At 67.8% G+C, this 22,542-nt stretch carries 16 protein-coding genes and 1 riboswitch; of the genes, 13 read left to right on the top strand and 3 right to left on the bottom strand.

Annotated features, from left to right (window positions below; translation table 11 throughout):
* Positions 1-7: 7 nt before the first annotated feature.
* Complete coding sequence (gene valS / locus BLS42_RS07000) at positions 8-2,626, bottom strand: valine--tRNA ligase (protein ID WP_090578517.1); 2,619 nt, start codon at positions 2,624-2,626, stop codon at positions 8-10.
* 83 nt (positions 2,627-2,709) lie between these two features.
* Here valS and BLS42_RS06995 point away from each other — a divergent pair, with 83 nt between their 5' ends.
* The 3 genes from BLS42_RS06995 to BLS42_RS06985 all read left to right on the top strand — a co-directional run bounded on the left by BLS42_RS06995 (position 2,710) and on the right by BLS42_RS06985 (position 5,134).
* Entirely contained in the window at positions 2,710-3,087 is a 378-nt protein-coding gene (locus BLS42_RS06995) for a DUF488 domain-containing protein (RefSeq protein WP_090578514.1), read from the top strand.
* 27 nt (positions 3,088-3,114) lie between these two features.
* Positions 3,115-3,906, top strand: coding sequence for an SDR family oxidoreductase (locus BLS42_RS06990; RefSeq protein WP_090578511.1), 792 nt, complete (start codon positions 3,115-3,117; stop codon positions 3,904-3,906).
* A gap of 163 nt (positions 3,907-4,069) precedes the next feature.
* Positions 4,070-5,134 (top strand): glycerophosphodiester phosphodiesterase, encoded by a 1,065-nt coding sequence (locus tag BLS42_RS06985; protein WP_090578508.1) that lies wholly within the window; start codon positions 4,070-4,072, stop codon positions 5,132-5,134.
* Here BLS42_RS06985 and BLS42_RS06980 read toward each other — a convergent pair.
* Complete coding sequence (locus BLS42_RS06980; RefSeq protein ID WP_256336316.1) at positions 5,131-6,144, bottom strand: endonuclease/exonuclease/phosphatase family protein; 1,014 nt, start codon at positions 6,142-6,144, stop codon at positions 5,131-5,133. The genes BLS42_RS06985 and BLS42_RS06980 overlap by 4 nt on opposite strands.
* 414 nt (positions 6,145-6,558) lie before the next feature.
* Between BLS42_RS06980 and ileS the strand changes: the two genes are divergently transcribed.
* The 4 genes from ileS to ndk all read left to right on the top strand — a co-directional run bounded on the left by ileS (position 6,559) and on the right by ndk (position 12,234).
* On the top strand, positions 6,559-9,915 hold the full coding sequence (ileS, locus tag BLS42_RS06975; RefSeq protein ID WP_090578505.1) for an isoleucine--tRNA ligase: 3,357 nt from the start codon (positions 6,559-6,561) through the stop codon (positions 9,913-9,915).
* A 3-nt stretch (positions 9,916-9,918) separates the two neighbouring features.
* Positions 9,919-11,277 carry a bifunctional folylpolyglutamate synthase/dihydrofolate synthase gene (locus tag BLS42_RS06970; RefSeq protein WP_090578502.1) on the top strand — a complete coding sequence of 453 codons (1,359 nt, stop codon included), beginning with the start codon at positions 9,919-9,921 and terminating at the stop codon, positions 11,275-11,277.
* Positions 11,278-11,280: 3 nt separating this feature from the next.
* Positions 11,281-11,748: a DUF4233 domain-containing protein gene (locus tag BLS42_RS06965; RefSeq protein ID WP_090578499.1), complete on the top strand. Its 468-nt coding sequence runs from the start codon at positions 11,281-11,283 to the stop codon at positions 11,746-11,748.
* Positions 11,749-11,820: 72 nt separating this feature from the next.
* Positions 11,821-12,234 (top strand): nucleoside-diphosphate kinase, encoded by a 414-nt coding sequence (ndk, locus tag BLS42_RS06960; protein WP_090578496.1) that lies wholly within the window; start codon positions 11,821-11,823, stop codon positions 12,232-12,234.
* 110 nt (positions 12,235-12,344) lie between these two features.
* Here ndk and BLS42_RS06955 read toward each other — a convergent pair whose 3' ends face one another.
* Positions 12,345-13,016 (bottom strand): vitamin K epoxide reductase family protein, encoded by a 672-nt coding sequence (locus tag BLS42_RS06955; protein ID WP_090578493.1) that lies wholly within the window; start codon positions 13,014-13,016, stop codon positions 12,345-12,347.
* Positions 13,017-13,500: 484 nt separating this feature from the next.
* On the opposite strand from BLS42_RS06955, the gene BLS42_RS06950 reads away from it, so the two are divergent.
* The 6 genes from BLS42_RS06950 (at position 13,501) to proB (ending at position 22,524) form a co-directional block, all read left to right on the top strand.
* Entirely contained in the window at positions 13,501-16,770 is a 3,270-nt protein-coding gene (locus BLS42_RS06950) for an Rne/Rng family ribonuclease (protein WP_090578490.1), read from the top strand.
* A 146-nt stretch (positions 16,771-16,916) separates the two neighbouring features.
* Positions 16,917-17,013, top strand: a riboswitch (TPP riboswitch).
* Positions 16,996-18,603 carry a bifunctional hydroxymethylpyrimidine kinase/phosphomethylpyrimidine kinase gene (locus BLS42_RS06945; RefSeq protein WP_256336315.1) on the top strand — a complete coding sequence of 536 codons (1,608 nt, stop codon included), beginning with the start codon at positions 16,996-16,998 and terminating at the stop codon, positions 18,601-18,603. It overlaps the preceding riboswitch by 18 nt.
* Positions 18,604-19,006: 403 nt before the next feature.
* Positions 19,007-19,315, top strand: a complete 309-nt coding sequence (gene rplU, locus BLS42_RS06940; RefSeq protein WP_018773353.1) for a 50S ribosomal protein L21 — start codon at positions 19,007-19,009, stop codon at positions 19,313-19,315.
* A gap of 61 nt (positions 19,316-19,376) precedes the next feature.
* Positions 19,377-19,640 carry a 50S ribosomal protein L27 gene (gene rpmA / locus BLS42_RS06935; RefSeq protein WP_009372867.1) on the top strand — a complete coding sequence of 88 codons (264 nt, stop codon included), beginning with the start codon at positions 19,377-19,379 and terminating at the stop codon, positions 19,638-19,640.
* 117 nt (positions 19,641-19,757) lie between these two features.
* Complete coding sequence (gene obgE / locus BLS42_RS06930) at positions 19,758-21,347, top strand: GTPase ObgE (RefSeq protein WP_090578487.1); 1,590 nt, start codon at positions 19,758-19,760, stop codon at positions 21,345-21,347.
* Entirely contained in the window at positions 21,337-22,524 is a 1,188-nt protein-coding gene (proB, locus tag BLS42_RS06925; RefSeq protein ID WP_256336314.1) for a glutamate 5-kinase, read from the top strand. Before obgE ends, proB begins: the two co-directional genes overlap by 11 nt.
* The last annotated feature ends 18 nt before the right edge of the window (positions 22,525-22,542 follow it).

Below are 22,542 nucleotides of genomic sequence, written 5' to 3'. Positions count from 1 at the left end.
TCCTGATTTACGCCTGGGCAGGCGGCTCAGCCGGAGCCAGTACGACGTCGCTCACGGCCAGTTCGCCCTCGCCGGCGACAAGCGCCAGTTCACGCGCGTTGGCGGCCGCCTTGAGGTCGGCGAGGCCGGCCTTCAGCTGCGTGGTGAGGGATTCTGAGGCCGTGATCGTCGCGGACAGCACCTCGGTGCGCTGCTTGACCTTGGCCTCGGACTTGGCCTTGCGGATGCCGCTGAGCGCGGTGCCGACCGTGGCCAGGAGGGTCGTGTCGCCGTCGACCGCGACGGCGGACGGCCACTGGGCGCGGTGCACGGAACCGGTGCGCCACCAGCTCCAGACCTCCTCCGTGGCGAACGGCAGGAACGGCGCGAAGAGCCGCAGGAGGGTGTCCAGGCTCGTCGCGAGCGCAGCCAGCACGGATGCCTGCTGCTCCTCGCCGGCCGCACCATAGGCGCGGTCCTTGATGAGCTCCACGTAGTCGTCCGTGAAGTTCCAGAAGAAGCTCTCGGTGATCTGCAGGGCCCGGGCGTAGTCGTAGCCCTCGAACGCCTTGGTGGCCTGTGCGACAACGTCGGCGAGCTGGGCAAGGACCGCGCGATCCAGCGGGTTGCTCAGCACGGACACGTCGCCGGAAACGACGGAGTCCTCGGTGGCGCCCAGGTTCAGGACAAACTTGGAGGCGTTGAGCAGCTTGATGGCCAGGCGGCGGCCGATCTTCATCTGCGCGATCTCGTAGGCGGTGTCCGCGCCGAGTTTGGCCGAGGCCGCCCAGTAGCGCACCGCGTCCGAGCCGTACTCCTCGAGCACATCGGTGGGCACAATGACGTTGCCCTTGGACTTGGACATCTTCTTGCGGTCCGGGTCCAGGATCCAGCCGGAGATGGCAGCATGCTTCCACGGTGCGGCCTTCTGCAGCGCGTCGGCGCGGACGGCGGAGGAGAACAGCCAGGTCCGGATGATGTCGTGCCCCTGCGGGCGCACGTCGAAGGGGTAGACCTTGGCGAAGAGTGCCTCGTCGGTGCTCCAGCCGCCCACAATCTGCGGGGTCAGGGAGGACGTGGCCCAGGTGTCGAGGACGTCCGCGTCGCCGGTGAAACCGCCCGGCACATCGCGCTGGGCTTCTTCGTAGCCCGGGGCGGCATCCGCCGCGGGGTCCACGGGAAGCTGCGCGTCGGACGGCACGATCGGGGCGTCGTATTCGGGGTTGCCGTCGGCATCCAAGGGGTACCAGACCGGTACCGGCACGCCGAAGAAGCGCTGGCGGGACACGAGCCAGTCGCCGTTGAGCCCGGAGATCCAGTTCTCGTAGCGGGAGCGCATGAAGGCGGGGTGGAACTCGATCTCGTTGCCGCGGCCGATCAGGCTTTCGCGGCGGTCCTCGTCGCGGCCGCCGTTGCGGATGTACCACTGGCGCGAGGTGACGACCTCGAGGGGCTTGTCGCCCTTCTCGAAGAAGTTCACGGGGTGCATGATCTTCTTGGGCTCACCGTCGAGCAGTTCCGCGGCGGCCAGGAGCTCCACCATGCCTTCCTTGGCGCTGAACACTGTCTTGCCGGCGATGGCCGCGAAGTTGGCGCGGCCTTCTTCGGTGGTGATCCACTCCGGGGTCTCGCCCATGATGCGGCCGTCGCGGCCCACGATCGCGCGAGTGGGCAGCTGCAGTTCACGCCACCAGGTGACGTCGGTGAGGTCGCCGAAGGTGCAGACCATGGCAGCGCCGGAGCCCTTGTCCGCCTTGGCGAGCGGGTGGGCCTTGACCTCTACCTCGACACCGAACAGGGGAGAGGTGACCTTCTTGCCGAACAGCGGCTTGTAGCGCTCGTCGTCGGGGTTCGCCACGAGCGCGGCGCAGGCGGCCAGCAGCTCCGGGCGGGTGGTCTCGATGTAAATCTTCTCGCCGTCTTCGGTGAAGAACGGGTAGCGGTAGTAAGCGCCCGCGACTTCGCGGTCCTCAAGTTCGGCCTGGGCCACCGCGGTGCGGAAAGTGACATCCCACAGGGTGGGCGCCTCGGCCATGTACGCGTCGCCGGCGGCCAGGTTGGCCAGGAAGGCACGCTGCGAGATGGCCCGGGACTTGTCATCGATGGTCCGGTAGGTCAGGTCCCAGTCCACGGACAGGCCCAAGGTCTGGAAGAGGTGCTCGAAGACCTTCTCGTCCTCGACCGCGAGCTCTTCGCACAACTCGATGAAATTCCGGCGGGAGATCACGTCGAAGTCGCGCTGGTTCTTGGCGGGCTCGGCCGGGGGGCGGTAGCCGGCGTCGTAGGTGACGGTGGGGTCGCAGCGCACGCCGTAGTAGTTCTGCACGCGGCGCTCGGTGGGCAGGCCGTTGTCGTCCCAGCCCATGGGGTAGAAGACATTCTTGCCGGTCATGCGCTGGTAGCGCGCCAGGACGTCGGTCTGGGTGTAGGAGAACATGTGCCCGACGTGGAGGGATCCCGATGCCGTGGGCGGGGGAGTGTCGATCGAGTAGACCTGCTCCCGGGTGGTGTCCGGGTTGAACTTGTAGGTCCCTTCGTCAAGCCAGCGCTGCGTGAGCGCGTCTTCCAACCCCTCCAGGGCGGGCTTGTCCGGAACGTTGATGGGGGCGGTGGTGGGCGTGTCTGTACCCTGATTGTCTTCAGCCATGGGTCAATTCTTGCAGTTCTTTTCACTTCGTTTCGCAGAATCGGGCTCGTCCACGGCAAAACACTGCAATAGTGTCCAGCAGTATGGAGAAATCTGCCGGAACTTTCGCGATCAAGCGCATCTACGATGACCCGTCCGACGACGACGGCTGCCGGGTTCTGGTGGACCGGCTCTGGCCGCGGGGAGTCAGCAAGGAAAAGGCCCAACTGGAGCTCTGGCTCAAGGACGTGGCGCCGTCCCCGCCGCTGCGCAAGGAATTCGGGCACATGCAGGAAAGGTTCGCGGACTTCCGGGCGGCCTACGAAGCGGAATTGGACGCCAACCCCGCCGTGCAGACTTTGTATGGACTCGCGGCGGAGCACGGGAAGGTGACGCTGCTGTTCGGTGCGCGGGACCCGGAGACCAACCATGCCCTGGTGCTGAAGGAGTTCCTGGAGCACGGCAGCAACAGTAGGAAATGAGCCCGGCGTTGCCGTTAGGGTGGTGCCATGACTGAGGGAATCCACAACAGCGCAGAAGTAGTCACCGCAAAAGTAGTCAAAGCAGCAGTAGTCACCGGCGCCAGCACCGGAATCGGCGAGGCCACGGTGCGTGCGCTCCGCAAGGAAGACTGGACCGTGTTCGCCGTCGCCCGCCGCGCCGACCGGCTCGAGGCGCTCGCCGCCGAAACCGGCGCCGTCGCCCTTCCCGCCGACGTGACCGACGACGCCGATGTGGCCCGGCTGCTCGACGAGGTGACCCGGGCCGGCGGCATCGACACGCTGATCAACATCGCGGGCGGCGCCCGCGGCGCCGACAAGGTTGCCGGGGCCAAGACCGAGGACTGGGAATGGATGTTCCAGGTCAACGTGCTGGGCAGCATGAAGCTGATCCGCGCGTTCCTGCCCATGCTGCGTGCCTGCGGCGAGGGCACCGTGCTGAACCTGACCTCCACCGCCGGGCTCTCGGCCTACGAGGGCGGCGGCGGCTACAACGCGGCCAAGTTCGCCCAGCACGCCCTGACCGGCGCCCTGCGGCTGGAAGAGGCCGAGCACAACCTCCGCGTGATCGAGGTGGCCCCCGGCCTGGTGCAGACCGAGGAGTTCGCCCTGAACCGCCTCGGTGACCAGGACGCGGCGGCCAAGGTCTATCAGGGAGTCGAGAAGCCACTGACGGCCGCCGACGTCGCCGACGTGGTCCGCTACGCCGTCGTGGCGCCGCACCACATCAACCTGGACCAGATCGTGATCCGCCCGGTGGCGCAGGCGGCCAACTACAAGCTGATCCGCAAGAGCCAGTAAGGCCCGGGCCCCAGCCCTCAGGCCCAGGGCTGGGGCGTCCGGCGGCGACCCCGGACGTTCACTCTGGCGTGGTGCGCTGGTCAGGTTGCGCTGGTCCGGAGTTGGCCGCGGCGGGGCAAGGTGGCCCGTGCAACTGCACACCACCAGAGTGGAGAACTTTCCCATGCGAACCCCGACGAAGCTCGGCGCTGCCGTACTCAGCGCAGCCCTGCTCCTCGCCACGTCAGCCCAAGCAAACGCGGCCCAGGCCCACGCGGCCGACACGAACGCCAACGGCCAGGACAACCACTTCGATCTCCAGGCCCACCGCGGCGGCATCGGCTTGACTGTCGAGTCAACGCTGGCGTCCTTCGCCAAGGGAATCGAGACCGGCGTCTCCACCCTCGAGCTTGACCTCCAGATCACCAAGGACGGCCACGAGGTCATCACCCACGACCGCAAAATCAGCGGCCAGAAGTGCCTGGACACAGCTCCCGTCACGCCGAACGACCCCCAGTTCCCCTACGTCGGCAAGTACGTCAAGGACCTGACGTTCGCGCAGGTCCGCAGCCTGGACTGCGGCAGCCTCACGCTTCCCGATTTCCCTGGCCAGGCGGCCTCGCCGGGCGCAAAGATGCCCACGCTGGCCGAGGTCTTCGCGTTGGCGGACTCTCACCACGCCAGCCAGGCGAAGTTCAACATCGAAACCAAGGTGGAGGCAGGCGCGCCGCAGGAAACCGCCCCGCGCGAGCAGTTCGTCGACGTCGCGCTCCGCGAAATCAAGGCCGCCCACATGCAGAGCCGTGTCTCGATTGAGAGCTTCGATTGGGGTTCGCTGCGCCTGGTCCAACAGCGCGATCCCCAGATCCGCACCGTGGCCCTGACCAACAAGGACTTCCTCCAGGCAGGCCAGCCCGGCAAGTCGCCGTGGCTGGGCGGAATCGACGCCGATGACTTCGGCGGTGACATCGTCGCCGCAGCGTCCTCCCTTGGCTTCGACGCCATCTCCCCGGTGCACGGCACGCCGCAGAACGGCGCCGTGACAGATCCGGGCTATGTTCCTTACGTCACCGCCGACATGGTCCGCCGTGCCCATGCGGCAGGCATGCAGGTCATTCCGTGGACCGTTGACGACAAGCCCACCATGCGCGCGCTCATCAGTGCCGGAGTGGATGGCCTGATCACGGACTACCCGAACCGGCTCCGGGACGTGATGGCCGAGTCCGGCATGAAACTGCCGCGCAGCTAATCCTCCGCCGGGACGGACAGCGTGGCCAGAACGGCCGCGTGGTCCGACCCGGCCACCGGCAACACCGAATAACCGCGGCTGCGCACCTGCGGGCCGGTCACGATGTGGTCGATCACCACGCCCGGCAGCGGCGGGCCGTCCATGGGCCAGGTCGGAACCAGGCGGGCCAGGGCCGCGGCCCCGGCGTCGACGAGGGGGCCGCCGAATCCGGTACCGTCAGTGCCTGCCCCGGCGGGCCCCTCCAGGATTTGGCGGAACTCGGCGTGGTCGAGGGTGGCGTTGAAGTCACCCAGCAGCAGCGCGTTGCCGGGACGGGCGGCCAGGCGGCCCAGGGCGGCCAATTCGCTCCGCCACTGCCCGGCCCGGCCCCACACGGGAGCCTTGGTGTGCACGTTGGTCACGGTGAGGGAGGCCGTCCGGCCGCCGGCGTCGAGCTCCAGCTGCACCGTGGGCATATGGAAGGCGGAACCGCTCACGGAGTCCACCGCAACGATCGGGCGGGAGGAGTACACGCCGCCGCCGCCCGCGCCGTCCCTCGTGCGGCTGATCCGGTGCGGAAGCAACGCGCCCAACCCCTCCGCATCCAGCCGTCTTTCCAGGGCCGGGGAGAGTTCCTGGACGGCAAGGAGTCCGACGCCGTTTTCGCGCACCAGCCGAACCACCTCCGCGGCATCCGCCTGGCCCTTCCAGGCGTTGAGGGTCATGACCTTCAGTTCCGCCGCCTGCCGGGTCAGGAGCCGGTCCGCAACCCGGTCCGGCGGGAACAGCCAGAGCAGCTGGAGGGCCAGGAGGGCGGCGGCCGGGAGGGCCGCCCAGGGACGCCGTGCCGGCAGCGCCAGCACCAGGGCCGCGCCGGCGGGGAGCACGAACCAGGGTGTGAAGGCCACGAGCTGGACCACAGGGGCCGGCCACGGCGCCGGGACCGCCCGGAAGACGGACACCACCGCCACGGGCGCGGCGCAGAGGGCAGAGGAGAAGTGCCAGCGGCGGCTTGAGCTGCGGCTCTTCACGGGTCTGCCCGAGGCGGCCGGGGGACGGTCATGGCAGCAGTCTATGCAGTCGGGCCGCCAGCGTCGCCCCTGACAGTTGAGTTGCCTCGCTGTGAAACGCCGTATTTTCTCCGGTACCATCGACTTAGCAGCTTTGACCCGGCCATCACCGGTGAGCTTCCGGAAGAACACCCTTGCGTACGGTGGAGACTCAGTCGCCACAGCGCATGCCAGGGCCAGTAGAACCGGACGGGTAAGCCCGTCACAGCAGTAATGAGCGGCCGACGCCGGAGCAGCCCCTTTCTCGAAAGGGTGCGGACCGGCGGCGGTAAGTGAGGTGGTACCGCGGTGCCGGTGTTGTCGAAAGACAGTGCAGGGGCCGTCCTCGCATCCTGAATGAATACATGTGTTCGCCGCTCAACCCAGGATGTCGAGATGACTTACTACCCCAAGGCCTCCGCCGCACCCGCAGGCGCCGGTTCCACCACCACCGGTTCCAACACCTCCGGTGTGTCCGCCTCCGTGAAGTTCCCGGAGATCGAAGAGCGCATCCTCAAGTACTGGGACCAGGACGGCACTTTCCAGGCCAGCATCGACCAGCGTGACGCCGGTCAAGACGGGTCCAACGATTTCGTCTTCTACGACGGTCCGCCCTTCGCCAACGGCCTGCCGCACTACGGCCACCTCCTGACCGGCTACGCCAAGGACCTCGTGGGTCGCTACCAGACCCAGCGCGGGCGTCGGGTGGAGCGCCGCTTCGGCTGGGACACCCACGGCCTCCCGGCCGAGCTGGAAGCCATGAAGCAGCTGGGCATGACGGACAAGACCCAGATCGAGGCCATGGGCATCGACAAGTTCAACGATGCCTGCCGCGCCTCCGTCATGAAGTACGCCGACGAGTGGAAGAGCTACGTCACCCGCCAGGCGCGCTGGGTGGACTTCGAGAACGACTACAAGACGCTCAACGTCGAGTACATGGAGTCCGTGCTGTGGGCCTTCAAGCAGCTGCACGAAAAGGGCCTGACCTACAACGGCTACCGCGTCCTGCCGTACTGCTGGAAGGACGAGACTCCGCTGTCCAACCATGAGCTGCGCATGGACGACGACGTCTACAAGAACCGCCAGGACCAGACCGTCACGGTCACCTTCCCCATCACGGCGGGGGAGTCGGAGCTGTCCAGGCAGCTCGCCGGGGTGCAGGCGCTCGCCTGGACCACCACGCCCTGGACGCTGCCCACCAACCTGGCGCTCGCCGTCGGGCCCGCCATCACCTACGTGGTCCTGCCGGCCGGCCCGCACGGGATCAAGGCCGCGTCCGCCGAAGCGCCCGTCACGGGCAGCTTCCTGCTCGCCGCTGACCTCCTGGGCGCCTACGCCAAGGACCTCGGCTACGGCGACGGGGCCGAGGGCGCCGCCGCCGCGGAAGCCGCCATCACCTCCCGCCACACCGGCGCCGAGCTCGACGGCCTGAGCTACGAGCCGCTCTGGGACTACTTCCACGACGCCGAAAAGTACGGCACCGAGAACGCCTGGCGCTTCCTCGAAGCCGACTACGTCACCACCACCGACGGCACCGGCATCGTCCACCAGGCCCCCGCCTACGGCGAAGACGACCAGAAAATCTGTGAAGAGGCCGGCATCCCGGTGGTCCTCTCGGTCGACGAAGGCGCAAAGTTCCTCCCGCTCTTCGGCCACGGCGACCTCGCCGAGATCGCCGGACTGCAGGTGTTCGATGCCAACAAGCCCATCACCCAGGTGCTCCGCGCCCAGGGCCGCCTGGTCCGCCAGGCCAGCTACGAGCACAGCTACCCGCACTGCTGGCGCTGCCGCAACCCGCTGATCTACCGCGCCGTGTCCTCCTGGTACGTCGAGGTCACCAAGTTCAAGGACCGCATGTCCGAGCTCAACCAGGACATCAACTGGATCCCGGGCAACGTCAAGGACGGCCAGTTCGGCAAGTGGCTCGCCAACGCCCGCGACTGGTCCATCAGCCGGAACCGCTACTGGGGCAGCCCCATCCCGGTCTGGCAGTCCACGGACCCCGACTACCCTCGCACCGACGTCTACGGCTCCCTGGCCGAGATCGAGGCCGACTTCGGCCGCCTGCCGCTGAACAACGAGGGCCAGGTGGACCTGCACCGGCCGTTCATCGACGAGCTCACGCGCCCGAACCCGGATGACCCCCGCACCCCGGAAGAGGGCCAGTCCGTCATGCGCCGGGTCGAGGACGTCCTGGACGTCTGGTTCGACTCCGGTTCCATGCCCTACGGCCAGGTGCACTACCCGTTCCAGAACGAGGAATGGTTCGACACCCACAACCCGGCGGACTTCATCGTCGAGTACATCGGCCAGACCCGCGGCTGGTTCTACATGCTCCACATCCTCTCCACGGCACTGTTCGACCGCCCGGCCTTCCGCAACGTCATCAGCCACGGCATCGTGCTGGGCTCGGACGGGCAGAAGATGTCCAAGAGCCTGCAGAACTACCCGGACGTCTCCGAGGTCCTGGACCGTGACGGCTCCGACGCCATGCGCTGGTTCCTGATGTCCAGCCCGATCCTGCGCGGCGGCAACCTCGTGGTCACCGAGCAGGGAATCCGCGACGGCGTCCGCCAAGTCATCCTGCCGCTGTGGAACGTGTACAGCTTCTTCACGCTGTACACGAACGCAGCCGACGGCGGCTCCGGGTACGACGCGAAGCTCCGCTACGACGGCTACGCCGACACCCTGGACCAGTACCTGATGGCCAACACCGGGGAACTCGTCCGGAACATGACCGCCCAGCTGGACAGCTATGACATCTCCGGCGCCTGCGACGAACTCCGCGGCTACCTGGACATGCTCACCAACTGGTACGTCCGCCGCAGCCGCCAGCGCTTCTTCGATGAGAGTGTTGACGCCTTCGACGCGCTCTACACCGCGCTGGAAACCGTCTCCCGCGTGGCCGCCTCGCTGCTGCCGCTGGTCTCCGAGGAGATCTGGCGCGGCCTCACCGGGGGCCGCTCCGTGCACCTGGCCGACTGGCCGGACGCCGGACTGTTCCCGGCCAACCCGGAACTGGTCGAGGCCATGGACCGCGTGCAGCAGATCTGCTCCACCGGCTCCTCGCTGCGCAAGGCCGCGAACCTGCGCGTGCGCCTGCCGCTGCAGGAACTCACCGTCGTGGCACCCGGCGCGGACGCGCTGGGAGGCTTTGCCGCCGTCGTCGCCGATGAACTGAACCTGCGCTCGGTCCGCCTGCTCGACGCCGAAAGCGCATCCCCGGAGGAGTTCGGCATCGAGCAGAAGCTCGTGGTCAACGCCCGGGCCGCCGGCCCGCGCCTTGGCAAGAACGTCCAGCAGGCCATCAAGGGCTCCAAGTCCGGCGACTGGTCGGTCAACGACGCCGGGGTGGTCACCGCCGGCGGCCTCGAACTCGAACCGCAGGAATACACCCTGGAAACCGTCGTGGCTGAAGCCGCAGAGGGCGCCGGAGCCGGTCCTGCCACGAGGGCGGCCGCATTGCTTCCCGGCGGCGGCTTCGTGGTCCTCAACATCGAGGTCACCCCGGAACTGGAGGCGGAGGGCCTGGCCCGTGACATGGTCCGCGCCATCCAGCAGGCCCGCAAGGACGCCGGACTCAATGTCAGCGACCGGATCAGCACCTCCGTCACGGCCAAGCAGGACGTCGTCGAAGCCCTACTGGCCAACGCGGAGCTCGTCAAGACCGAAACCCTGACCATCGAGCTGGAAACCCTGGCGGCCGACGTCAAGGAACCGCAGGTCAGTGTTGCTAAGAAAGTAAAGGCCTAAGCCATGACCGACGAATTCTCCGTAGAAAGCGTCTACGCCGAGCTCCTGGGGCGGGCGCCGGAAAACAAGATGGAGCCGCGGCTCGCCCCGCTGCACCGGGCCATGGAAATCCTGGGGGAGCCGAACAAGGCTTTCCCGATCATCCACATCACCGGCACCAACGGCAAGACGTCCACTGCCCGGATGATCGAGGCCGGGCTGCGCGCCCACGGCCTGAGCACCGGCCGGTACACGAGCCCGCACCTGTCCAAGGTCACCGAACGGATCAGCATCGACGGCGCCCCTGTGCCGGATGAGACCTTCGTCCGGATCTGGGACGAGATCCGGCCCTACCTGCAGATCGTGGACAGCGAACTCGAGGCGGCGGGCCAGCCCCGGCTGACCTACTTCGAGTGCCTGACCATCTTGGGTTTCGCGGTCTTCGCCGACCAGCCGGTCAATGTCGCGGTGATCGAAGTGGGCCTGGGCGGCATCACCGACGCCACCAACGTCGGCGACGGCCAGGTGGCCGTGGTCACCCCGATCTCCCTGGACCACACCGATTTGCTGGGCGACACCACCGGGGACATCGCCTACGAGAAAGCCGGCATCATCAAGCCCGGCGGCTTCCTCATCAGCGCGGCGCAGCCCGTCGACGCGGCCCAGGTCCTGCTGGAGAAGGCCAAGGAGGTCAACGTACCGTTCCGCTTCGAGGGCGTGGAGTTCGGCGTCGAAGCCCGCACCGTCGCGGTGGGCGGCCAGATGGTCACCATCCAGGGCATCGCCGGCCGCTACGAGGACCTGCTGGTGCCGCTGCACGGCGCGCACCAGGCAGAGAACGCCGCCGTCGCGATTGCCGCGCTGGAAGCGTTCTTCGGCGGGGAAAAGGCGATCGACGCCGAGATCCTGCAGGAGGCCTTCGCCTCGGTCACCTCCCCGGGGCGGCTCGAGGTGGTCCGCACCGCGCCGACCATCATCGTGGACGCGGCCCACAACCCGGAGGGCATCCGGGTCTCCGCCGAGGCGATCCATGAGGCCTTCAACTTCACCAAGCTCGTGGTGGTGGTGGGCGTCCTGCGGGAAAAGGACGCCGAGGAGATCCTGCGCCAGCTCAAGGAATCCCTGGGCGGCCTCGCCACCGAATACTGCTTCACCGAGTCCAACTCGCCCCGGGCCGTTCCGGCAGAGGACCTGGCCGAGATCGCCATTGACCTGGGCTTCGGCGAGGAGAACATCCATGTCGCCGCGAAGCTCGACGACGCCCTGGAATGGGCCGTGGAACGCGCCGAAGCCGATGACGAGCTCGCCGGCGGGGTCCTCGTGACCGGCTCCATCACGCTCGTCGCGGACGCCCGGATCCTGCTCGGAAAGGCGGACGCGTAAGCGATGGCGAAACTCACCAAAGCCCAGCGCGAATGGCGCCCGGGCATGCCCAAGAAGCGGCGTTCCACCAAGGTCATGTTCGCCTCCACAGTCCTGTTGCTGGAAGCCTTCGTGGTGCTCTTCGGGACACTGGCCGTCTTTGGCCTGCACCGGAACGAGTATTCTGCGGGTCTGGTTTTCTCGGTTGGAATCGGCCTGTGCCTGGTCTTCGTGTTCACCTGCGCGGTCCTCTCGAAGCCGTGGGGAGTGGCCCTGGGCTGGATCCTGCAGCTCGTCCTGATCCTGGCCGGCCTCGTGGAGCCTGCCATGTACCTCGTTGGGGCGCTCTTCGCCGTGGCGTGGTGGTACGGGATCCGGACCGGCATCCGGATTGACCGGGAAGCCGCGCAGCGGGAGCGCGAGCAGGCAGACTGGGATGCGTCCCACCCCCAGGGCCCCCCGCCCGGAAACAGCGCCGGAAACAGCGCCTGAACCTAGGCCCGGGCCGTAGGTCCGCACCCCGTAGACTTGACCCGAACCCCACCCCAACACATTGGAGCAGCTGTGAGCATTGAGCGCACCCTCGTCCTGATCAAGCCCGACGGCGTCGCCCGCAACCTGTCCGGCGCCATCCTGAGCCGGATCGAAGCCAAGGGCTACACCCTGGCCGAGCTCAAGAAGGTCGATGCGAACCGCGAGCTGCTGGAGCAGCACTACGAGGAGCACGTCGGCAAGCCGTTCTACGAGCCGCTGGTTGAGTTCATGCTCAGCGGCCCGGTGGTCGCCGCGATCTTTGAGGGACACCGCGTGATTGAGGGCTTCCGTATCCTCGCCGGCACCACGGACCCGACGACGGCGGCGCCCGGCACCATCCGCGGCGACTTCGGCCGCGACTGGGGCCTGAAGGTACAGCAGAACTTGGTCCACGGCTCGGATTCGGTGGAATCCGCCGAACGCGAGATCAAGATCTGGTTCTAGAGGCTTGCCTGACGGGAGCCTCCCGTGGTGAGAGACACTGCGGCGACAGATAAGGCCAATGTTCGTTCGCGAACATTGGCCTTATCTGTCACCGCGGCGTTTAGGGGCGCCTAGTAGCCGGAGGTTCCGATGAAGACCTGGATGAAGGCGAAGAAGATGGTCGCGATGACGGCGACGTACAGCAGCGCGGTGATGATCCAGCCCGAGTCGCCGATGACCTTGGTGGGACCAGCGGGCAGCGGGATCACGCCGTGGGAGATGTTGCGGACGCTCACCCAGACGAACAACGGGATCATCACGGCCCAGACGATCATGCAGAACGGGCAGAGGATGTGGATGGCGTACAGGGCCTGGGACCAGAGCCAGACGACGAACGCGAAGCCCAGCGTTACGCCGGTCTGAAGCCCCAGCCAGTACCACCGGGCGAATCTGGCGCCGGCCAGGATGCCCATGGCCGTGGTGATGATCACGGCGAAGGCGATGATCCCGATGAACATGTTCGGGAAGCCGAACACGGAACTCTGCGGCGTCTGCATGACCTGGCCGCAGGAGATCCACGGGTTCACGTCGCAGACCGTGACGTGGTTCGGGTCCTTCAGGACCTCCAGCTTCTCCAGCACCAGGGCCCCGGAAGCGAGCCAGCCAATGACGCCGGTGATCAGCAGGAGCCAGGCGAACGGGCGGTCGCGGGTCATCGTGGGAAGGGACCGGTCCGCGGGAGCCGGGCCTGAACCCGGTTGGTGCACGGTCGCGTCGCCGGCAGTGCTGGAGATGCTGGGCATGAAATATGAGTCCTTTTGATCGTCTGCTTCTGGCCCCGATTGTAACGCCGCAGGCTGTGCAGCGCCGCAGAACAGCTCTGCCCCCGGCTCTGCCGCGCCTGCCCTGCCGCGCCTGTTGCACTTCCGGGCCCGCCTACGCCAGCTTTGGCGGCTCCTGTGAGACAATGATCGTGGCTGGAACCCGATCCACATCCGGATTCCGGTCCGGCGATTTTGTTTCAAGACCGCCAATGATGAGCAGGGAGCTGCGGATCCTCTGATTCCAGCTGTCCCGCAATGCCATTGGACGGCACCTGGTTGTGGCGTGTAGGTCAACGGGTTCCAAAAACAATCTCGCCGGCCCTCCAGGGCTGCCGCACCCCACTGCCGGTGCGAACCTGAGGGTATCCAATTGACTTCTGTCAATGCCTGCGGGTGTTGACGCATATTTGCCCCAACGGGCGCCGAATGTGGCGGCGCATCAGGGGCAGGAGTGTCGCCACATATGGATAATGACCAGGTTGTAGCCGGTAACGAAGAACTAGTCGCCGGGGAAGCAGGAACTGCGGAAGCAGAGGCTCCGGTCGCGCCGAAGAGGGCCGTCCGGACCCGCCGGAAGGCGCCCGTCGCAAAGGTCAACGCCGCCGCGGCCGCGGAGGCTGTGGCTGAAGCCGCGGTCCTGGCCGATGCGGCCGGCTCGGATGAGCCCGTCACCCGCCGCCGCAAGGCAGCCGACGTCGAAGCTGCCCCCGAAGCTGCTGTGCCCGAAGCTGCTGCCCCCGAAGCTGCTGTGCCCGAAGCTGCTGCCCCCGAAACTCCGGCAAAGGCGCCCGCACGGCGCACCCGTGCCCGTAAGCCTGTTGCCGCCCCTGAACCGCTGCCTGCCTTCGCCGGCGAGACCGAAGCCAACGCGCCTGCCGCAGCAGTTGCTCCCGCGGCGGCCGCTGGTTCCGACGAAGCCGCAGTCACGGAGAAGGCCTCAGAGAAGGTCGCAGAGAAAGTCACAGACAAGCCGGTCCGGCGCCGTGCCAGCCGCGCCAAGGCCGCTCCGAAAGCCGAAGACGTACCCGCAGTAGCGGTCCCGGCCGAAGAAGCCGAACCGACCGAAGCCGCCACGGCGGCCCAGCCTGCGCAAGCGCCCGCTCCGGAAGCCCAGCCCGAAGAGTCGGAAGCCCGGCCCGAGGAAAGCCCGGCCGCGTCGCTGTTCATGGAACCGGGTGCCCACACTTCCGTGATCTTCCAGGCGCCCGACCTCAGCACCGTGGTGCGTCCGGTCCCCGTTGGCGCGGCCGAAGCGGAGCCCGAAGACGAAGAAGGCGACGAAGATGAGGACGCCGGCAGCCGCCGTCGACGCCGCAGCCGTGGCCGGCGCGGTCGCAGCCGCACGTCCGCCGAGTCCGACACCGAGTCCGAAGGCACCGAGGACGAGGGCGACGAAGGCTCCGAGGGAACCCTCGACGACGGTGTGACTTCGCGCCGCCGCCGCCGCCGTCGCCGCGGAGACCAGGACCTGGAACTGACCGGCGGGGAAGGCGATGATCCGCCCAACACGGTGACCCGCGTCCGTGCGCCGCGGGCCATGACCGAGGCGCCGGTCAACAACCGCGTCACGTCCGTCAAGGGCTCCACCCGCCTGGAAGCCAAGAAGCAGCGCCGCCGCGAATCCCGCGACACCGGCCGCCGCCGCACCGTCATCACCGAGGCCGAGTTCCTGGCCCGCCGCGAATCCGTGGACCGCCAGATGATCGTCCGCCAGCGCGACGACAGAATCCAGATCGGCGTCCTCGAGGACGGCGTCCTGGCCGAGCACTTCGTGTCCAAGACCCAGCAGGATTCCCTGATCGGCAACGTTTACCTGGGCAAGGTCCAGAACGTGCTGCCCTCCATGGAAGCCGCCTTCGTGGACATCGGCCGCGGCCGCAACGCCGTGCTCTACGCCGGCGAAGTGAACTGGGAGTCCGTCAACCTCGAAGGCAAGCAGCGCCGGATCGAGAACGCGCTGAAGTCCGGCGACTCCGTGCTGGTCCAGGTCACCAAGGACCCGGTCGGCCACAAGGGTGCCCGTCTCACCAGCCAGATCTCGCTGCCCGGCCGCTACCTCGTGTACGTGCCCGGCGGTTCCATGACCGGCATCTCCCGCAAGCTGCCCGACGTCGAACGCAACCGCCTCAAGCGGATCCTCAAGGACCGCCTGCCCGAGGACGCGGGCGTCATTGTCCGCACCGCGGCCGAGGGTGCCTCCGAGGAAGAGCTGACGCACGACATCAACCGCCTCCGCGCGCAGTGGGAGGGCATCGAGGGCCAGTCGACGTCCACCAAGATCCTCGCCCCCGAGCTGCTCTACGGCGAACCTGACCTGACCATCAAGGTGGTCCGCGATGTCTTCAACGAGGACTTCTCCAAGCTGATCGTCTCCGGCGAGGAGGCCTGGGACACCATCGAGGCCTACGTCACCTACGTGGCACCGGACCTCGTGGGCCGGCTCGAGAAGTGGACCAAGGACACGGACATCTTCGCTGCCTGGCGCATCGACGAGCAGATCCACAAGGCCCTGGACCGGAAGGTCTTCCTGCCCTCCGGCGGTTCCCTCGTGATCGACCGCACCGAAGCCATGACCGTGGTGGACGTCAACACCGGCAAGTTCACCGGCTCCGGCGGCAACCTCGAGGAAACCGTCACCAAGAACAACCTGGAAGCGGCCGAGGAAGTCGTCCGGCAGCTGCGCCTGCGCGACATTGGCGGCATCATCGTGATCGACTTCATCGACATGGTGCTCGAATCCAACCGCGACCTCGTGCTGCGCCGCATGGTGGAGTGCCTGGGCCGGGACCGGACCAAGCACCAGGTGGCCGAGGTGACCTCGCTGGGGCTCGTGCAGATGACCCGCAAGCGGATGGGCACCGGGCTGCTGGAAGTCTTCGGCGAGCAGTGTGAAACCTGCGCCGGCCGCGGCATCGTCACCCACGACGAGCCGGTGGAGCACCGCCGCGCCAACACGGTGGCCGCGGAGCACTATGTGCCGCGCGCCGAGGCCCAGCCTGCTGCCCGTACGGAGCGCAAGAGCCGTCGCCGCGGCAGGGGAGGCCAGGGCCCGGAGGCCGCGCCGGCCGCACCCGCAGCCGTCCACGCCGAGCCCACCGAGGCCGAACGCCACGCCAAGGCTGAAGCCACCCGTGCCGCGCTGGCGAACATCGCCGCCGCGGCGCACGCCGCGCACCTGCACGACGGTGAGGCGGCCGCTGCCAGCGACGCCGGGGCCCGCCAGGCCGCCGTTGACGCCGTCACGCAGCTCGCTGCCGCGGAAGAGGCAGCGGGACGCCCCGCGACCGTGCTGACGTTTGGCGGTGAGCAGGTGGCCCTGCCCTTCGTCGAGCACGCCGAGGACACCCCGGAACCGGCCCTGACCCTGGACCTGCTGACCGAGGCCTTCGCCAACCTGGGCGACGCCGAGGCCGGCAAGCCGGCCGGGATGGACGCCACCCAGGCGGCGGCGTCCACAGGCACTCAGGCACCCGCAGCCGTGCGCGCTGCCGAGGCACCGGCTTCACGGACAGCTGACACCACTCGTGGCCGCCGCGGGCGCCGCAACCGGAGCGCCAGCCGCGCCCAGGGCGCAGCGAACGAGACCTCCGTGGAGCATCGCGAGGCGACGCGGCCGGCCGCGGCCGGATCGGTTCACGAGGCCAAGGCACCGGCCGCGGCCAGGCCGGCGTCCATCCCGGCCGGCAACGAGCCGATCATCCTCGGCGTCGGCGTACCGGCGTCGGAGCTGTAGTCCTCCGCGACTGATCGCTTCCCCAACCGGTCTCCTCGACTGGTTGGGCTGCGGGTCCGGGCCCGAGCGGGCGTAACAATACGTCCGCTCCGGCCCGGGCCCGCTCCTGCGTTAACGGGGCAGCCGGGTGGCAACGGCTAGGCTGGGACACTGACACGGGGTGCCGCCATCGGGCCGGCTGAGATCCAGACCCGTTGAACCTGTCCGGTTAGCACCGGCGAAGGGATGTCTGACTTGTCCGCGAGATCGAATCCGTCCGAGTTTCCGCCCAGCGATTTTCAGCCGCCCCCGTCCGCACCGCCGCGCATTCCCCGCGTGCTGGCCATCGCCGGCTCAGACCCGTCCGGCGGGGCCGGGATCCAGGCCGATCTGAAGAGCATCGCCGCGAACGGCGGCTACGGCATGGCCGCCATCACGGCCCTGACAGCCCAAAATACCCAGGGCGTGCGCGCCGTCCACGTGCCCCCGGCAGCGTTCCTCACGGCGCAACTGGACGCCATTAGCGAGGACATCGGCATCGACGCCGTCAAGATCGGCATGCTCGGCGACGCCGCCGTGATAGACGCCGTCCGCAGCTGGCTGGAAAAGGTGCGCCCCGCCGTCGTCGTCCTGGACCCGGTGATGGTCGCCACCAGCGGCGACCGGCTCCTGCAGGAATCGGCCGAGGCCGCCCTGCACGCCCTCCTGCCCCTGGCGGACCTCATCACGCCGAACCTCGCCGAACTCGCCATCCTGCTCAAAGAGCCCGCCGCGGCCGACTGGGCTGAGGCCCTGGCGCAGGGCAAACGGCTGGCCGCCCTGGCCGGCACCACGGTGCTGGTCAAGGGCGGACACCTCCAGGGCGGAAGCGACGCCGGCTGCCCGGATGCGCTGGTCAATACCGGGGGACTGCTCGGCCGGGAAACGGTGGTGGTGCCGGGGGAGCGGATCGCTACGCGCAACAGCCATGGCACCGGCTGCTCCCTGTCCTCGGCCATGGCCACCGTGCAGGCCCGGGTGGGGGACTGGGAAGCGGCGTTGCGGGAGGTCAAACCGTGGCTGCTGGGCGCGCTCCGCGAAGCCTCGGTCCTGGATGTCGGCGCCGGAAACGGCCCGGTCCACCACTTCCACCACATGCAGCAACGTGGCGATGTGCAGCAGCTCCACGACCTCCAGGACAACTGCGCTGGCCACAGACCGGCGGAGGGCGAGTTCGCCGCAGCCCTGCGCGCAGGGGCCGCGGGCGATCTTGACGCCATCTACGCCCTGGACTTCGTTCGCGGACTGGCCGACGGGACCTTGCCCGAGCACGAGTTCGCGTACTACCTCGCTCAGGACGCCATCTACCTCAACGGCTACTCCCGGGTCCTGGCCCGTGCCGCCGCGATCGCCCCCACCGAGGCCGAGCAGCTGTTCTGGGCCCGTTCGGCGCAGACATGCCTGGAGGTCGAGTCAGAGCTGCACCGTTCCTGGCTCAGCACCCGCCCCACTGCAGCCACCCTGGGACCGGTGACGAAGTCGTACGTGGACCACCTGCTGGCCGCCTCGGTGTCCGGCAGCTACGGGGTCCTCGTGGCGGCAGCGCTGCCGTGCTTCTGGCTCTACGCCGAGGTCGGTTCCACCCTGCACCGGGAGTTCCTTGCCGGCGGCGCCCCCGTGGCACACCCGTATGCCGAGTGGCTGCGGACCTACGCCGATGAGGACTTCGCCGCCGCGACCCGGCAGGCCATCGCGTGCACAGACTCTGCGGCCCGGCGGGCATCCGACAGCGAGCGGGAGGCCATGGCGCTGGCTTTCCGGCAGTCCTCGGGCTACGAAGTGGCCTTCTTCGACGCGCCGCGGTTGTACGCCTGACACGACCTGCCCCGCGCAGCCGGTACGATAGTGGGGCACGGTTCCGGAAGTCGTTGCGGCAACACAGCATCAAGGCGGTCGAGATCACGGTCAGGAACATTGACACGATCTCTGCTTCGAGACGTTGTGACGCCTATCACGGACTACCCGCCGGAACCAGCCTCATTTGCGGCCGAAGGCAAAATTAGCGTATTCTAGATTTTCGGTGCTTACGCCAACACTTGGGTTATGACCCTGTGAACAGCCTGCTTGGAATTCCAAGTGGATTTGTTCCGGGGGTAGCTCATGGGTTCCCCCGGGGAATCCACCGGCGTTGAGGCACAGCGTGAGCCGGTCCAAACAATTTGGTTCCAGGTTCCGCACGCAAATCTAGTAATAAACGTCGAGAGAAGTGAGTTCCCCAGTGGTGTACGCGATTGTCCGCGCAGGCGGCCGCCAAGAGAAGGTTTCCGTTGGAGACTTCGTTACCCTGAACCGCGTCCCCGGTGGAGCCGGCAGCACCTTTGAGTTGCCCGCACTGCTCCTGGTGGACGGTGACAAAGTCACGTCTGCTGCTGCGGACCTGGCCAAGGTAACGGTTACGGCTGAGATCCTCGAAGACCTTCGTGGTCCGAAGATCGTCATCCAGAAGTTCAAGAACAAGACCGGTTACAAGAAGCGTCAGGGCCACCGTCAGGAACTGACCAAGGTCAAGATCACCGGTATCAAGTAACTCTTCGTTACTGTTCAGGTTCCAGCAGATTCCCCAGAATTTTTGAAGGCAGGCATTCCAAATGGCACATAAAAAAGGCGCGAGTTCCACTCGCAACGGTCGTGACTCCAACGCCCAGTACCTCGGCGTCAAGCGCTTCGGTGGCCAGGTAGTTTCCGCAGGCGAGATCATCGTCCGCCAGCGCGGCACCCACTTCCACCCGGGCGCCGGCGTCGGCCGCGGCGGGGACGACACCCTGTTCGCCCTGACCCCCGGTGCTGTCGAGTTCGGCACCCGCCGTGGTCGCCGCGTTGTGAACATCGTGGCTGCTGCAGCTGCAGAGTAACAACAAGTTCTAAATCGGTGGGGCGGGCCATTAGGTCCGCTCCACCGGTGTTTTAACCGCATTACAATCATCTTGGGCCCCTTTGTAGGTCCGGGGAACAGCACTGAGGAGATCCACGTGGCGAGCTTTGTAGACCGGGTAGTACTGCACGTATCCGGCGGTACCGGCGGCCACGGCTGTGTCTCCGTTCACCGCGAGAAGTTCAAGCCCCTCGGCGGTCCTGACGGCGGCAACGGCGGCAACGGCGGCGACGTCATCCTGCGCGTCGACCCGCAGACCACCACTTTGCTCGACTACCACCACGCACCCCACCGGCACGCCACCAACGGCGGCCCCGGCATGGGCGACTGGCGCGGGGGCAAGAACGGCGAAACCCTGATCCTTCCGGTGCCCGTGGGTACCGTGGTGAAGTCCAAGTCCGGCGACGTCATCGCCGACCTCGTGGCCGAAGGCGACGAATACATCGCCGCCGCCGGCGGCATCGGGGGCCTCGGCAACGCGTCGCTGTCCTCCCAGAAACGCCGCGCGCCCGGCTTCGCGCTGCTCGGCATCGAGGGCGAATCCAGCGACGTCGTCCTGGAGCTGAAGTCCATCGCCGACATCGCCCTGGTCGGCTTCCCCTCTGCCGGCAAATCCAGCCTGATCGCCGCCATGTCGGCCGCCCGGCCCAAGATCGCCGACTATCCCTTCACCACCCTCATCCCGAACCTGGGCGTCGTCCAGGCCGGTGAGGTCCGCTTCACCATTGCCGACGTCCCCGGCCTGATCGAGGGCGCCAGCGAGGGCAAGGGCCTCGGCCACCACTTCCTGCGCCACGTCGAGCGCTGCGCCGCCCTCGTGCACGTGCTGGACTGCGGCACGCTCGAATCGGACCGCGATCCGCTCTCCGACCTCGCCATCATCGAGGCCGAGCTGGAGAAGTACGCCGTGGATATGAGCTACAGCGGATCCGACGGCGAAGTGGTTCCGCTGAACCACCGCCCGCGTCTGGTCGCCCTGAACAAGGTCGACCTGCCCGACGGCAAGGACATGGCCGAGTTCGTCCGCCCCGAGCTGGAATCCCGCGGCTACAAGGTCTTCGAAATCTCCGCGACGAGCCACGAGGGCCTCCGCCAGCTCGGCTTCGCCATGGCCGAAATCGTCCAGGCCGCCCGCGACGCCGTCGCCGCAACCCCGCCGAAGGTGCAGGCCCCCGTGCTGCGCCCCCGCGCCGTCAACGAGACCGGCTTCACGATCCGCCGCGAAGAGAAGAACCTCGAGCCGCTCTTCCGCGTCCTCGGCGACAAGCCCGTGCGCTGGGTCAAGCAAACCGACTTCACCAACGAGGAAGCGATCGGCTACCTCGCCGACCGCCTGGCCAAGCTCGGCGTGGAAAACGAACTCTTCAAGCAGGGCGCCACACCGGGCGACACTGTGGTCATCGGCGAGGACGACGGCGTCGTCTTCGACTGGGAGCCGACCATGATGGCCGGCGCCGAGCTCCTCGCCTCGCCCCGCGGCACCGACGTACGCTTCGCCGACATCGGCGACCGCCCGACGCGTGGCCAGAAGCGCGACGAGCAGCAGGAGCGCCGCGACGCCAAGGCCGCCGCCCGCGCCGAGCTCGAGGCCGAACGCAAGGCCGGCATCTGGACCGAGTCCGTCAGCGGACGCCGGGCGCGGCAGCCACTCAAGGAGAGTGGACTGGGCGAAGCAGATGACGAGTAAGACCGTCGTCGAGCACCGGTCGCAGCCCCTCAGTGCTCAAAACATCAGAGCCAACACCCTCAACGCCCCGGACCGCACCGCGCTGTCCGGGGCGCGCCGGATCGTCGTCAAGGTGGGCTCGTCCTCGCTGACCTCCATCCGGGGCGGGATCTCCGAGGAGGCCCTGACCGGCCTCGCCGACGCTCTGGCGCACAAGCGTAACGCCGGCACCGAGATCATCCTGGTGTCCTCCGGCGCGATCGCCGCTGGCCTCGCCCCGCTGGGACTCGAGAAGCGCCCCCGCGACCTCGCCACCCAGCAGGCCGCCGCCAGCGTCGGCCAGGGCCTGCTGATGGCCCGGTACACACACGCGTTCGGGGCGCACGGGGTCACCGTCAGCCAGGTACTGCTGACCGCAGATGACCTCATGCGCCGCAGCCAGCACACCAACGCGTTCCGCGCGTTGAACCGGCTGCTGAACCTCGGCGTCATCCCGGTGGTCAACGAAAACGACACCGTGGCCACCCATGAGATCCGCTTTGGCGACAACGACCGGCTCGCGGCCCTGGTGGCCCACCTGGTCCGCGCCGACGCACTCCTGCTGCTGTCCGACGTCGACTCCCTGTACGACGGCCCGCCCTCGCACGGCGCCAAACGGATTGCGCACGTCTCCGGCCCGCACGACCTCGACGGCGTCTCGATCGGCAGCACCGGCAAGGCCGGCGTGGGCACCGGCGGCATGGCTACCAAGGTCGAAGCCGCCAGCATGGCCGCCGGTTCCGGCATCCACGCGCTCGTAACATCCACGCCCAATGCGGCTGCCGCACTGGCCGGCGAGGACGTGGGCACGTGGTTCTCCGTCAATGGCGCGCGCAAGCCGATCCGGCTCCTGTGGCTGGCCCACCTGGCGTCCGTGCAGGGCACCCTGGTGCTCGACGACGGCGCGGTCAAGGCCGTCCGCGACCGTCGCACCTCGCTGCTGCCTGCCGGGATCGCCGCGGTGAAGGGCGACTTCGAGGCCGGCGACGCCGTGGAGATGGTGTCGATCGACAACACCGTGATTGCACGCGGGTTGGTCAATTATTCCGCCGCCGAGCTGCCCCAAATGCTGGGCCGCTCCACGCAGGAGCTGGGCAAGGCGCTGGGCCGCGGATATGACCGCGAAGTTGTTCATGTTGACGACCTGGTGCTGGTCTAGGTCCCCTGGACGCCTAAA

Origin of the sequence: Arthrobacter sp. ov407 (assembly GCF_900102895.1) — a bacterium.
GTDB lineage: Bacteria > Actinomycetota > Actinomycetes > Actinomycetales > Micrococcaceae > Arthrobacter.
This window is presented reverse-complemented; position numbering and strand designations above follow the sequence as displayed.

What these genes read in the sequence shown, in the direction of transcription:
- BLS42_RS06990 (WP_090578511.1), top strand. Translation starts at nt 3,115, where the DNA reads ATGACTGAGGGAATCCACAACAGCGCAGAAGTAGTCACCGCAAAAGTA.
- BLS42_RS06995 (WP_090578514.1), top strand. Translation starts at nt 2,710, where the DNA reads ATGGAGAAATCTGCCGGAACTTTCGCGATCAAGCGCATCTACGATGAC.
- proB (WP_256336314.1), top strand. Translation starts at nt 21,337, where the DNA reads ATGACGAGTAAGACCGTCGTCGAGCACCGGTCGCAGCCCCTCAGTGCT.
- valS (WP_090578517.1), bottom strand. Translation starts at nt 2,626, where the DNA reads ATGGCTGAAGACAATCAGGGTACAGACACGCCCACCACCGCCCCCATC.
- BLS42_RS06955 (WP_090578493.1), bottom strand. Translation starts at nt 13,016, where the DNA reads ATGCCCAGCATCTCCAGCACTGCCGGCGACGCGACCGTGCACCAACCG.
- BLS42_RS06985 (WP_090578508.1), top strand. Translation starts at nt 4,070, where the DNA reads ATGCGAACCCCGACGAAGCTCGGCGCTGCCGTACTCAGCGCAGCCCTG.
- BLS42_RS06950 (WP_090578490.1), top strand. Translation starts at nt 13,501, where the DNA reads ATGGATAATGACCAGGTTGTAGCCGGTAACGAAGAACTAGTCGCCGGG.
- BLS42_RS06945 (WP_256336315.1), top strand. Translation starts at nt 16,996, where the DNA reads ATGTCTGACTTGTCCGCGAGATCGAATCCGTCCGAGTTTCCGCCCAGC.
- ileS (WP_090578505.1), top strand. Translation starts at nt 6,559, where the DNA reads ATGACTTACTACCCCAAGGCCTCCGCCGCACCCGCAGGCGCCGGTTCC.
- rpmA (WP_009372867.1), top strand. Translation starts at nt 19,377, where the DNA reads ATGGCACATAAAAAAGGCGCGAGTTCCACTCGCAACGGTCGTGACTCC.
- BLS42_RS06970 (WP_090578502.1), top strand. Translation starts at nt 9,919, where the DNA reads ATGACCGACGAATTCTCCGTAGAAAGCGTCTACGCCGAGCTCCTGGGG.
- BLS42_RS06965 (WP_090578499.1), top strand. Translation starts at nt 11,281, where the DNA reads ATGGCGAAACTCACCAAAGCCCAGCGCGAATGGCGCCCGGGCATGCCC.